The following is a 12,879-nucleotide window of genomic DNA, read 5'->3' as shown; positions in this document are numbered from 1 at the left end:
TTTTTCGTTTCCTACTGATTATCAGTAACTTAATATTTTTTAACGATAAAAAAGTTATCCAAAAGTAATTACTTTCAGAAATATTTTATATCTTTGCAATGTCAAAAGGAGGTACATATCTACCTCTTCAAGTCATAAAGACTTAATACTAAGTAATTTAAACATTAATCGTAAAAGTAATACTAAAATGATCCAGACAGTAGTAAAGCGTGACGGACGCATCGTTGGATTCAACGAACAGAAAATCATGGCAGCCATTCGCAAGGCCATGTTGCATACCGACAAGGGTGAAGATACCACTCTTATCGAGCAGATAACCGACCACATCTCTTATCGCGGCAAGAGCCAGATGAGCGTTGAGGCCATTCAGGACGCCATCGAGCTGGAACTCATGAAGAGTGCCCGCAAAGATGTTGCCCAGAAGTATATCGCATACCGTAACCAGCGTAACATCGCCCGCAAGGCGAAGACACGCGACGTGTTCATGAGCATCGTCAATGCCAAGAACAACGACATCACCCGTGAAAACGCCAACATGAATGCCGACACACCAGCCGGCATGATGATGAAGTTCGCTTCAGAAACCACTAAACCATTCGTCGACGACTACCTCCTCTCAGAGGATGTACGCGACGCCGTCATGCACAACTATATACATATTCACGATAAGGACTATTACCCAACCAAGAGTCTCACCTGCGTGCAGCATCCGCTCGACGTGATTCTGAACCACGGATTCACAGCCGGTCACGGTTCAAGCCGTCCAGCCAAGCGCATCGAGACCGCAGCCGTGCTGGCTTGCATCTCTCTCGAGACCTGCCAGAACGAGATGCACGGCGGTCAGGCCATCCCAGCCTTCGACTTCTATCTGGCTCCATACGTACGCATGTCGTACCAGGAAGAGGTGAAGAACCTGGAGAAGCTGACAGGCGAAGACCTGAGCAACCTCTATGATGCGCCAATCGACGACTACATAGAGAAGCCGCTCGACGGATTGCAGGGCCGCGAACGCCTGGAGCAGCACGCCATCAACAAGACCGTAAACCGCGTGCATCAGGCAATGGAGGCCTTCATCCACAACATGAACACCATCCACAGCCGCGGCGGTAACCAGGTAGTATTCTCAAGCATTAACTATGGTACCGATACCAGCGCCGAGGGCCGCTGCATCATGCGCGAAATCCTGCAGAGCACCTATCAGGGCGTAGGCAATGGCGAAACAGCCATCTTCCCTATCCAGATATGGAAGAAGAAGAGAGGCGTAAACTATCTGCCTGAGGACAGAAACTACGACCTCTACAAGCTGGCGTGCAAGGTAACAGCCCGCCGTTTCTTCCCTAACTTCCTGAACCTCGACGCCACCTTCAACCAGAACGAGAAGTGGCGTGCTGATGATCCGGAGCGCTACAAGTGGGAGATTGCAACCATGGGCTGCCGTACCCGCGTGTTCGAAGACCGCTGGGGCGAGAAGACCAGCATCGCCCGCGGTAACCTGAGCTTCTCTACCATCAACATCGTGAAGCTCGCCATCGAGTGCATGGGCATCGAAGACGAAAAGCAGCGCATCGACATGTTCTTTGCCAAGCTCGACAATATCCTCGACATCACAGCCAAGCAGCTCGACGAGCGCTTCCAGTTCCAGAAGACGGCGATGGCCAAGCAGTTCCCTCTGCTCATGAAGTATCTCTGGGTAGGCGCTGAAAACCTGAAGCCGGAAGAGACCATCGAGAGCGTCATCAACCACGGAACCCTGGGTATCGGCTTCATCGGATTGGCAGAATGCCTGGTTGCCCTCATCGGCAAACACCACGGCGAGAGCGAGAAGGCACAGGAGCTGGGACAGAAGATTGTTACCTACATGCGCGACCGTGCCAACGAGTTCAGCGAGCAGTATCATCACAACTACTCTATCCTGGCTACTCCAGCCGAGGGATTGAGCGGTAAGTTCACAAAGAAGGACAGAAAGCAGTTTGGCGTCATCCCTGGCGTTACAGACCGCGACTATTATACCAACTCTAACCACGTGCCTGTATACTATAAGTGTACAGCCCTGAAGAAGGCACAGATCGAGGCTCCATACCACGACCTGACCCGCGGCGGCCACATCTTCTATGTAGAGATTGACGGCGATGCTACCCACAACCCTTCTGTTATCGAGAGCGTGGTAGACATGATGGATAAGTACAACATGGGTTACGGCTCAGTAAACCACAACCGCAACCGCTGTCTCGACTGCGGCTACGAGAATGCTGACGCCCACCTCGAGGTATGTCCTAAGTGCGGCAGTCACCACATAGACAAGCTGCAGCGCATCACCGGTTATCTGGTAGGTACTACAGACCGCTGGAACAGCGGCAAACTTGCCGAGCTCCACGACCGAGTAACCCATATCGGAGGAGAAAAGTAGTGATTAGTGATTAATTATTAGTGATTATTGATTAATGATTAGCGTATTAAGCATCGTACATGATACGATGGTAGACGGTCCGGGCTTCCGCACATCCATTTATTGTGCGGGATGCCCCAACCATTGTCCGGGCTGCCATAATCCGCAGTCGTGGGACATCAGCCACGGCACGATGACCTCTACCGACGAGCTGATGAAGGAAATCATGAGCGACCCCTTCGCCAACGTCACCTTCTCGGGCGGCGACCCTATGTTTCAGGCAAAGGGCTTTGCCGAGCTGGCGCGCGCCATCAGGGAGCAGAGCAGCAAGAGCATCTGGTGCTTTACGGGCTATCTCTTCGAAAACCTCGTGAAGAATCCCGAGCAGCTGGAACTCCTCCGCCAAATCGATGTATTGGTAGACGGCCCCTTCGTACAGGCATTGCGCGATGAAGACCTCTTCTTCAGGGGCAGCAGCAACCAGCGCATCATCAACGTGCAGAAGTCGCTGAAAGAAGGAAGAGTGATAGAACTCAATCTTACAACAGAAAACCCGAATCCGGTATTGTAAATCTACATACCAGATTCGGGTTTCCCGTTTATTTTTTTCAGGCACGGATTACACGGATTTTCTTATCTTACAGAAGTTTCGCAAGTTTCAGTGATTTATCGGCATTCGCGCCATAAATCCGTGTAATCCGTGTAATCCGTGCCAAAATCATTATCTCTTAGCATCCTTCTCTTCGAGGTAGCTGATAGAACTCTGAATATAATCACGCTCCCACTCGCTCTCGTGCAATTTCTCATCGCCATAGAGCAGAAGATCGAGATCCAGCGGAACATCTACCTTACGATAAGGACCACGGGTTCTGCGTCCGCATCTCTGCTCCACACTCCGCAGCGCGGCAAGCACAGACTTCTTAGAGCAGATGGTCTCCCCCAACATCACCTGATTCAGAAACTTATCTGAATTCTCCAGTCCGATAGGCTCAGTCCACATGCGCGGACCGAAGAGGCTGTTCTTGAACATACATCTCAGATATTCATGCGCCTTCAACACATTCTCCTCCTGATTTCTGTTAGAGCCGATAGCTATAATTACTTTTGTACGAGTTTTCATTATTAAAATCATTATTTCTACAAAACAAGTCAGTTTCTCTCAGAAGAGACAGATAGCCCCTGCATTTGTATGTCATATTTTGTGCAAAGATATTAAAAATTTTGTAATAAACCGCGATTTATCCGTTTTTTTTTATATTTTTGCAGAATGAATCATCTAAAAGCAAACATTTTAGGGCTCGCTCTGCTCTGCTGCCTCCCGATGGGCGCACAGATGAAGTGGAACCAGGCCTATCAGACATATATCAATCAGTATAAGGATCTTGCCATCGAGCAGATGCTCCGTTACCGCATTCCAGCCAGCATCACCCTAGCACAGGGACTGTTTGAGAGTGCGGCAGGAAGGAGCGACCTCGTACGCCAGGGCAACAACCACTTCGGCATAAAATGTCACAACTGGACGGGCCCAACCCAGTACCACGACGATGATGCCCGGGGCGAATGCTTCCGCGTATACCAGGACGCAAGAGACAGCTACGAAGACCACAGCAAGTTTCTGGCGCGCCAGCCACGCTACGCACGCCTCTTCGAACTCTCGCTGCACGACTACAAGGGATGGGCTCGCGGACTGAAAGCCTGCGGCTACGCCACCAACCCGCAGTATGCCAGCAAGCTGATACAGATCATAGAGCTCTACAAGCTCAACCAGTATGACAAGGCCAAGCGCTACGACCGCTTCATGGCTACCCACAGCGGTACCGACCAGCCTGTAAACGCCGAAGGATTGCTGCACCCTATCCATATCTTCAACAAGAATTACTATCTCTATGCCCGCGAAGGCGACACCTTCAAGAGTATAGGCAAGGAGGTGGGCATCAGCTGGCGCAAACTGGCTCGCTACAACGAGCGCAACAAGCACGCCGTGCTGCACAAGGGCGACATCATCTATCTGAAAAAGAAACGCTCCAAGGCACCTAAGCAGTATAAGAAGCGCCCTCACGTGATACAGCCGGGCGAAAGCATGTACACCATCTCGCAGAAGTATGGCATCCGACTGGAGAAACTCTACAAGATGAACCATCTCGACCCTAACATCCCGGTAAGCGTAGGAACAAGACTGAGGGTGAGATAAGTGATTAGTGATTCGGTCACTTGGTGATTCGGTGAGAAATGTGAATGTGAATGTGAATTTTAAATGAAAATACAATGAAGAGAATGATATTATCCCTCGCCACCATGGCGATGCTGATGGCACCCGGCACAATAAAGGCGCAAAACTTTGACGACTATTTCACAGACAAGACGCTGCGGGTAGACTATACCTTTGCCGGCAACCAGAAACAGCAGATGATAGCAGTAGACGAACTCAACGTAATGCCACGCTGGTACGGAAAACGGCAGCGACTGGCCGAACTCCCGGTAGAGGGCAACGGACAGATAACCGTACGCGACCACCGCTCAGGCAAAATCATCTACCGCAACTCTTTCTCCACCCTCTTCCAGGAATGGCTCTCCTATCCAGAGGCAGAGAAGAACACGCAGAGTTTCGAGAACGTATTCCTCGTTCCGATGCCGAAAGATACCGTAGACATCACCCTCGACCTGCGCAACAACCGCCGCGAGATAACCACCACGCTCACCCACCAGGTAGCGCCGAAGGACATTCTGATTCATCAGAAAGGCAACAAGCCTACACCATACGTCACCCTGCAGCAGGCTGCCGACACCACCCGATGCATCCACATCGCATACGTGGCTGAAGGCTATACCGATGCAGAGATGCCTGTATTCCTGAAAGATGCGCAGGAGGCTACAGAGGCCATCTTCGCCCACGAACCCTTCAAGAGCATGAGAGACCGCTTCAACATCGTAGCCGTAAAATCGCCATCCAAGCAGAGCGGACCTAGCATTCCAGCCCAGGGCATCTGGCACGAGACCGCCCTCAGCTCTCATTTCGACACCTTCTACAGCGACCGCTACCTTACCACCCTGCATCTCAAAGACCTGCACAACTGGCTGGCAGGTACCCCCTACGAGCACATCATCGTGCTGGTAAATTCGGATAAGTATGGCGGTGGCGGCATCCTCAATTCATACAATCTCACCACCTGCCACCAGAAATGGTTCAAGCCGGTAGTGGTGCATGAGTTTGGGCATTCCTTTGCCGGACTTGCCGATGAATACGCCTACGAGCAGGAGCAGATACCGATGTATCCTCACGATGTAGAGCCTTGGGAGAAGAACATCACTACCCTTGCCGATTTCCACGGAAAATGGGAGAACATGATAGACAAGAAGACCAAGATTCCTACTCCGCTCTCAAAGAAAGAGAAGGAGGCGGTGAGCAAGGTGGGTGTCTTCGAAGGTGCCGGATACAGCTTGAAGGGCGTTTACCGCGGTGTGCAGGACTGCCGTATGCGCATCAACGAAACACCGGAATTCTGCCCGGTATGCAAGAAGGCGCTGCAAGACCTCATCGACTTCTACACGAAATAAAGAAATCATAAAAACATTATATCTATGAAAGAGCAAAACCTAAACATCAGATACATGGTGGCTCAGCTCTCGGAGTTGAGCCAGCAGGAGCAGGAGCTCGTAAACAGGGCGAAGGCTGCCACCAGCAATGCGTATGCTAACTACAGCCACTTCTATGTGGGAGCAGCCCTGCTTCTGGGCGACGGCAGGATCGTAATTGGAGCCAACCAGGAGAACGCCGCCTTCCCGTCGGGACTCTGTGCCGAGCGCAGCGCCATCTTCGGTGCCCAGAGCAACTATCCCGACCAGCCTATCCTGACGCTCGCCATAGCAGCGAGAAACGGGAATGGTTTCCTCAAGTCGCCTATCTCGCCATGCGGAGCCTGCCGCCAGGTGATACTGGAGATGGAAGACCGCTACCAGCGCCCCGTACGCATCCTGCTCTATGGCGAGAACGGCACCTACTGCTTCGACAGCATCAAAGACCTTCTCCCCTTCAGCTTCGTAGATTCGAACATGAAGGAATAAGATACAGAAAGGGTGTGGCATAAAGCTTGTCCTCTACAGTTTTAAGGCACGGATTACACGGATTACACGGATTTTTTATAAGATTATAATCGCTTAGATTAGAAACATAAATCCGTGTAATCCGTGTAATCCGTGCCTTATCTTATACCCTAGGCAAGAATCTTATGACACACCCGCTTCTTATTCCTCCCTATATTCAAAGCATCCTGCGGCAGGCTGCTCTTTCTTTCTCGGCAAACCATCACGGTCGGTTGCAGGCAGGGTTTCTGCATCTGCCTTACCTATTGCTGCCGACTCCTTGCGTAGATGGAAATCATACTTCAGATTGTCGGTGTCGAAAAGACGGAAATGCTTCTCGGCAAACACCGTCGTATCCTTGATGTCCTCATAAACCACATGGGTGAACTTCAGACTGTCGTCCGTCTCCAGCTTCTCCGTGCGCAACACACAATGGTCGAAGAGGAAATTGAAGGCATCCTCCTCTTTCGGAGCCTCCCAGACCACCTCATCATCATGATAGCCCGTTACGAGCGAATTTCTCACCTCGAAACGAGGCAGCGGAGAGGCAAAACCGATGGCAGACTCGCGGCGCCCGTCAAACGGATAGAACTGGGCTATGGTGCAGCCGTTTACCTCTACATCTCCACCCTCTACATAGAGCGGATGTTTCAGGCAGTTGGTTATCTGCGAGTTATAAATCTGCACCTTGGCAGAATCAATTCTCACACCGTAGCCCTGACTGTTATGAATCGTAGCGTTCTCAATGAGCAGTTTCTGCTTCGTAGCATCGCCCGCTTCTATCATCACAGCATCGTAGGCACTATGAATATCTGCAAACGAAATCCTGCAGTCATGAGCCGAAGACATCAGTCTGATTCCCTGCCATTGTCCCGGCGTGCGGTCATAAGGCAGATAATCGAACATGTGGTCCAGTCGGTCGCCCCGCATCACCACTTCCCTGTCCTTTTCGCCCTCAATCTTCAGCGAACCGAACACCTGCAAACCCGCATTCTCGTGGAAATAGAGTTGGGTGCCCGGAGCAATGGTCAGCGTAGCAGCCGAATCAACCCTGATGCCGCCATAAACCACTACCGGCAGCGTACTCTCCAGAAGCTGGTCCTGTTTCACCTCGAGCGAATTGAGTTTCATCGCATCCCATGAAAACGCCCTCAGGTTCACCTTCTGCTCCACGCCACTTTCCAGCGCAAACACCAGGTTATCGCTCACCAGCTGCGGCTTTTCGCTGTTCTGCATCGCCGAAGTCAGTTCTACGAACACACGTATGCTGTCACCCTTCCTGATCTCCACATTCAGCGTCTGGAATCCCGCTTCGCTGCCCAGATAAGATCCGTCAACATTCACCCTATAGCCCTTCTGGTTACCATTTTCCAGACGCACCGACTGGCAGCGCAGCCCCTTGCCCGTACGGTTGTAAACCCAGAAGCTTCGGGTAGGCGTAGGCACATTCGAGAAGGTGGTGTCCATCTTCAGCGTATCTACCGAAAACGAGAGCACATCTCCCCTCGACGTTGAGAAACTCTCATCGTCGGCACAACTGGCAAGCAGGGCGCTCATCGCCATCCCTACACCCATTATATACAAAAATCCCTTTTTCCGTTTCATATCTATAAAAACGGAAAAAGGGAAATATTATTGTATCTGATTCTACATAAACAAGGCAAAGATGGATGAGCCAACAACCGTCATCACACCGCAAACCACGATGCTCAGACTGCTCATGGCTCCCTCTATGGTACCCATTTCCATCGCCTTTGCCGTACCCAGCGCATGGGCAGAACAGCCGATGGCGATACCTTTGGCAATAGGCTCCTTGATGGAGAGAAGCTTCAGGAACTTCTCGGCAAAGATATTGCCCAGCACACCCGTTACGATGATGACAACCACCGAAACCGAAACATGACCGCCCAACTCCTCAGAAACGCCGATACCGATGGCGGTAGTGATGCTCTTAGGCAGGAAGGTAACGTAGGACGCATGGTCGAAATGGAAGATGAGGGCGAGAATGAGCACGGAGCAGAGACTCGCCAGCACGCCCGAAACAATGCCGATCAGCACAGCCCGATAATTCTTCTTCAGAAGCTCAACCTGCTGATAAAGCGGCACAGCCAGACAGATGGTGGCTGGTGTGAGCAGATAGCTGATACTGTTGGCGCCCGCCGAATAGGTTTTGTAATCTACGCCCGTCAGCAGGAGCGTGATGATGACGAGGATGATGGAGATGAGCAGCGGGTTCATCAGCGACCATCCCGTCTTCAGCTTCAGCAGCATGCCTATGCCGTAGGCAGCCAGACTGATGAGAACGCCGAAGAAGACAGAATCCTGGAATAACTGGTTCATTTCTTCGCCTCCTTTCCTTTTCTGATTACCATCTGCGTAATCCAGCCCGAAGCACCCATCACGACGAAGGTGCTGACCACCGTAACTACGATATACTGGAACCATGCATTGCCGATATCCTGATAGGAATCAATCAGTCCTACGGCAGCCGGAATAAACATCACGGGCATGATGGCAATGAGGAAACTGCTGGTTTCGCGGATATGCTTCACCTTGATCAGTTTTGTTTCCAGCGCAAGAAAGAGCAGGATGATGCCATAGATGCTTGCCGGAATAGGCAATGGCAGCAAAAAATGGAGCAATTCTCCAGCAAAGGAGAACGCTATGATTATCAAAAATTGAATTAAAAACTTCATGTTGAATTACTTTAAACCTTGAAACTTTGAACTTGGAACTTTATGATTACCATGTCTCCCTCCGAGCCACCGTTGAATCCGATTCCATCGGATTCCCTCAGGAAAAAGGTCCGAAAGAAGGCCAAAGGTAAAGCCCTCTCTTATATCAAGCTAACGTACTGCTCAATGAGGCTTGCCGTCTCTTCTACGCCCAGGCGCACAGTATCCAGGCAGATGTCGTAATCATCGGCATTTCCCCAGGTAAGGCCTGTATAATACTTATGATAAGCCACTCTGCAATCCTCGGTGTGCTCTACAAACTCCTCAGCCTCATCATACGAAAAGCCCTTCTCCTCCTGAATCTCCTTGATGCGAGCCTCCAGATTGCCGCTCAGGAAAACAGAAATCAGGTCTTTGCGCTCGCGGAAGATATAGTTTCCGCAACGGCCGATGATGATACAGTCTTCATCGCCTATCATATCGGCAAGTGTATGGAGCGGTTTTTCTGTCAGCGCCCTCTGCGTTTCGCCAAGCGACGACATCGAGAAGAGCAGTTCATCTACCGGCCGCTCATCGAAGAAAGCCTCCATCTCGTCGAGCACTCCTCTCTGTTCAGCCATTTCCATCATATTTTTACGGGTATAAAAAGGAATACCATACTTTTCGGCGAGCAGCTTGCCCACGCGAACAGCGCCACATCCACACTGGCGCGCTATCGTAATAATCATGATTCTATAAAATTAAAACGTATATAATAATTACTCTGTTCCGTTATCCACCTCCAGCCCATCCATGGCGGGAGTTTTATATAGCAAAAAAGCTAAGAAGATTTGACTCTTCTTAGCTTTCTTGTTGTCGGGGCGACAGGATTCGAACCTGCGACCACCTGTTCCCAAAACAGGCGCGCTACCGGACTGCGCTACACCCCGTTGGTGCTTTACTAAAGGTTTGACTGAGAGTAAATTGAGTCGGGGCGACAGGATTCGAACCTGCGACCACCTGTTCCCAAAACAGGCGCGCTACCGGACTGCGCTACACCCCGCTCACTCATCTCTACGACACCTTTTAAGCATTGCTTTAAGCATCATTTCTGAATTGCGAGTGCAAAGGTACTACATTTTTTCGATTCCACCAAATTTTTCCCTAATTTTTTTCAAAAAAATATGCATTTTAATGCAAAATGGCTGGGAAACAGGCAAAAAATAAGGGCAACCCCTATCCGGAATTGCCCTTATACCTTATTACATATATAGTAGCGGCAAAGAACCGCAACCATACTTGCTGAACTTTTAAATCAGAAATCTGATTTTACTTGATGATTCCCTCTTCTACGAAAATCTTCTTCAAGATCTGGACAGCCTGCTCAACCTGCTCTCTTGTATGAGTAGCCATGAGTGCGAAACGTACCAATGTATCCTGAGGAGCACAAGCTGGAGGAATAACAGGGTTGATGAACACACCTGCATCGTAAGCCATCTTGGTAACAACGAATGTCTTCTCAGCATCGCGTACGTAGAGAGGAATGATAGGACTCTCTGTCTCGCCAATCTCGAAACCTTCCTCGCGGAAACGCTTCAAGGCATAGTTGGTTACATCCCAGAGATTCTCGAAACGCTCTGGCTCATTCTGAATGATGTGGAGAGCCTCGAGAGCTGCTGCTGTGGCAGCTGGAGTGTTAGAGGCGCTGAAGATGTAAGTACGGCAGTTGTGACGGAGGAAGTTGATCGTATCCTTGTCTGATGCGATGAAACCGCCGATAGAAGCCAGACTCTTAGAGAATGTACCCATGATGAGGTCTACCTCATCGGTCAGACCGAAGTGGTCGCAGACACCACGACCCTGCTTGCCGAATACGCCAAGACCATGAGCCTCGTCTACCATGATAGAGCAGTTGTACTTATGCTTGAGCTTAACGATTTCAGGCAAGTTAGCCAGGTCGCCCTCCATAGAGAACACACCGTCAACAACGATGAGCTTGATAGCCTCCTCAGGGAGCTTAGAGAGCACGCGCTCCAAATCTTCCATATCGTTGTGCTTGTAGTGGAGCTGGGTAGCGAATGAGAGACGGCGGCCATCTACGATACTTGCGTGGTCGCGGTCATCGCAGATAACATAGTCGTTACGACCTACTACGCAAGCCAAGACACCCTGGTTAACAGAGAATCCTGTAGAGAAACACAAAGTTTCATCCTTGCCCATAAACTCAGCAAGCTCCTTTTCGAGCTGCACGTGCAAATCGAGCGTACCATTGAGGAAACGGCTTCCTGCACAACCAGAACCATACTTGTCGAGCGCAGCCTTTGCTGCATCAATAACACGCTGGTCGTTAGTCAAACCTTGATAAGCATTAGAACCGAACATCAGGATTTTATGACCATCGATGTCGGTTACCTCTGTCATCTGCTTACTTGTGATCTCGCGGAAATATGGATACACACCGGCAGCCATATACTTCTGAGGTTCACGATAATTCTTGTATCTTTCTTGTAATTGTCCCATTATTAATAGGTGTACTTTATTATCTTTTTTATATTTTTCTAAGTTTCAGGGTGCAAAGATACAAAAAAGAACTCAATAAATGGCTTTTTTTATAAGAAAGTTTACTTTTATAGTTTTTTTAATCGATATTTCTTGTTATTTTGGGTATTTTTATTACTTTTGCAGCCTAAATTTTACAAACTCTTGACTATATAATGAAGAAAAAGATACTTTTCATCATGAATCCGATTTCAGGAACAGCCAGCAAGGCGGCAGTTCCCAGTCTGATAGATTCTGTTTTGGACAAAGAGCTTTTTGAGTACGAGATAAGAATGACTGAAAGAGCTGGGCACGCTTCGGAAATTGCTACCGAAGCGAAGAACAACCATGTACATGTGGTTGTGGCGGTTGGTGGTGACGGAACCGTCAACGAGGTGGCCCGCTCACTGGTTCACTCCGATACTGCCCTCGGCATTCTGCCTTGCGGTTCGGGCAACGGACTGGCAAGACATCTGCTGCTCCCGATGAACCTGAAGAAATGCATAGAGGTCATCAACCAATGCCAGATTAGAGATCTGGATTATGGTGTCATCAACGACCACCCGTTCTTCTGCACCTGCGGCATGGGCTTTGACGCTTTCGTCAGCATGAAGTTTGCCGAGAGCGGCAAGCGTGGTCCTATCACTTATGCTGAAAATATCCTGCGCGAGGGATTGAAGTATAAGCCTGAGACTTACACGCTGGAGGACGAGACGGGCACCAAGCAGTATAAGGCGTTCCTCATTTCCTGCGCCAACGCATCTCAGTATGGCAACAATGCCTATATTGCCCCTCAAGCATCCATGAGCGACGGTTTGATGGATGTCGTCATCATGGAACCATTCGATGTAATCGAGGCGCCTCAGGTAAGTTTCGACATGTTCAACAAGACGCTGGACAAGAACTCGAAAATCAAGTCGTTCCGCTGCAAGAAGCTCCATATCACCCGCAGTCAGCCAGGCGTAATCCATTATGATGGCGACCCTGTAATGACGGGTGCAGAGATTGATGTTCACCTGGAAGAAAAGGGAATCAAGATGCTGGTGAACCCGTTTGCCAACAAGAACGACCGCAAGCCGAACATGATTCAGTCTGCCTTTGCCGATTTCTTCAACGACATCAATGCCGTGCGCGATGATATTCATAAAGACATCCAGCGCCAGAGCAAAAGAGTAGAAGCTATCAGCAAACTGGTACAGAAGAAGCTGAACCTTTGAAACA

Annotated in this window: 12 protein-coding genes and 2 tRNA genes; 6 read left to right on the top strand and 8 right to left on the bottom strand. The window is 49.9% G+C overall.

From position 1 onward, the window contains the following. The first annotated feature begins 187 nt into the window (after positions 1–187). Together ONT08_RS08055 and nrdG are read left to right on the top strand one after the other, a co-directional pair. Entirely contained in the window at positions 188–2,407 is a 2,220-nt protein-coding gene (locus ONT08_RS08055) for an anaerobic ribonucleoside triphosphate reductase (RefSeq protein WP_215652719.1), read from the top strand. Between the two features lie 34 nt (positions 2,408–2,441). Beyond that, positions 2,442–2,957 carry an anaerobic ribonucleoside-triphosphate reductase activating protein gene (gene nrdG / locus ONT08_RS08050; RefSeq protein ID WP_022121338.1) on the top strand — a complete coding sequence of 172 codons (516 nt, stop codon included), beginning with the start codon at positions 2,442–2,444 and terminating at the stop codon, positions 2,955–2,957. 150 nt (positions 2,958–3,107) lie between these two features. On the opposite strand, the gene ONT08_RS08045 is transcribed toward nrdG, so the two are convergent. Then, on the bottom strand, positions 3,108–3,506 hold the full coding sequence (locus tag ONT08_RS08045) for a 2-amino-4-hydroxy-6-hydroxymethyldihydropteridine diphosphokinase (RefSeq protein ID WP_194252372.1): 399 nt from the start codon (positions 3,504–3,506) through the stop codon (positions 3,108–3,110). A gap of 147 nt (positions 3,507–3,653) precedes the next feature. On the opposite strand from ONT08_RS08045, the gene ONT08_RS08040 reads away from it, so the two are divergent. The 3 genes from ONT08_RS08040 to cdd all read left to right on the top strand — a co-directional run bounded on the left by ONT08_RS08040 (position 3,654) and on the right by cdd (position 6,448). Next, positions 3,654–4,577: a glucosaminidase domain-containing protein gene (locus ONT08_RS08040; protein WP_254974003.1), complete on the top strand. Its 924-nt coding sequence runs from the start codon at positions 3,654–3,656 to the stop codon at positions 4,575–4,577. 74 nt (positions 4,578–4,651) lie between these two features. Continuing rightward, entirely contained in the window at positions 4,652–5,941 is a 1,290-nt protein-coding gene (locus ONT08_RS08035) for a M64 family metallopeptidase (RefSeq protein WP_181992715.1), read from the top strand. Between the two features lie 24 nt (positions 5,942–5,965). Then, positions 5,966–6,448 (top strand): cytidine deaminase, encoded by a 483-nt coding sequence (gene cdd / locus ONT08_RS08030; RefSeq protein WP_118254108.1) that lies wholly within the window; start codon positions 5,966–5,968, stop codon positions 6,446–6,448. A gap of 180 nt (positions 6,449–6,628) precedes the next feature. On the opposite strand, the gene ONT08_RS08025 is transcribed toward cdd, so the two are convergent. The 7 genes from ONT08_RS08025 to spt all read right to left on the bottom strand — a co-directional run bounded on the left by ONT08_RS08025 (position 6,629) and on the right by spt (position 11,640). Next, on the bottom strand, positions 6,629–8,071 hold the full coding sequence (locus ONT08_RS08025; protein ID WP_264959667.1) for a right-handed parallel beta-helix repeat-containing protein: 1,443 nt from the start codon (positions 8,069–8,071) through the stop codon (positions 6,629–6,631). 42 nt (positions 8,072–8,113) lie between these two features. Then, positions 8,114–8,806, bottom strand: coding sequence for an LrgB family protein (locus ONT08_RS08020; protein ID WP_006849545.1), 693 nt, complete (start codon positions 8,804–8,806; stop codon positions 8,114–8,116). Then, a complete protein-coding gene (locus ONT08_RS08015; RefSeq protein WP_117586910.1) occupies positions 8,803–9,162 on the bottom strand; it encodes a CidA/LrgA family protein in 360 nt (119 codons plus the stop codon). The genes ONT08_RS08020 and ONT08_RS08015 overlap by 4 nt, the downstream gene beginning before the upstream one ends. Before the next feature lie 140 nt (positions 9,163–9,302). Beyond that, on the bottom strand, positions 9,303–9,869 hold the full coding sequence (locus tag ONT08_RS08010; RefSeq protein WP_117586911.1) for an AAA family ATPase: 567 nt from the start codon (positions 9,867–9,869) through the stop codon (positions 9,303–9,305). 127 nt (positions 9,870–9,996) lie between these two features. After that, a tRNA-Pro gene (locus ONT08_RS08005) sits at positions 9,997–10,070 on the bottom strand. Positions 10,071–10,109: 39 nt separating this feature from the next. Further along, positions 10,110–10,183, bottom strand: a tRNA-Pro gene (locus ONT08_RS08000). 266 nt (positions 10,184–10,449) lie between these two features. Beyond that, positions 10,450–11,640 carry a serine palmitoyltransferase gene (spt, locus tag ONT08_RS07995; RefSeq protein WP_264959666.1) on the bottom strand — a complete coding sequence of 397 codons (1,191 nt, stop codon included), beginning with the start codon at positions 11,638–11,640 and terminating at the stop codon, positions 10,450–10,452. A gap of 194 nt (positions 11,641–11,834) precedes the next feature. On the opposite strand from spt, the gene ONT08_RS07990 reads away from it, so the two are divergent. After that, the gene (locus ONT08_RS07990) at positions 11,835–12,875 is read left to right on the top strand and encodes a diacylglycerol/lipid kinase family protein (protein WP_264959665.1); all 1,041 of its coding nucleotides are present in this window, start codon (positions 11,835–11,837) and stop codon (positions 12,873–12,875) included. Positions 12,876–12,879: the final 4 nt, after the last annotated feature.

The sequence above is a fragment of the Segatella copri genome, assembly GCF_026015465.1.
GTDB classification, from domain to species: domain Bacteria; phylum Bacteroidota; class Bacteroidia; order Bacteroidales; family Bacteroidaceae; genus Prevotella; species Prevotella copri_E.
The sequence above is the reverse complement of the archived record's forward strand: the minus strand, read 5'-3'. Positions and strand labels throughout refer to the sequence as shown.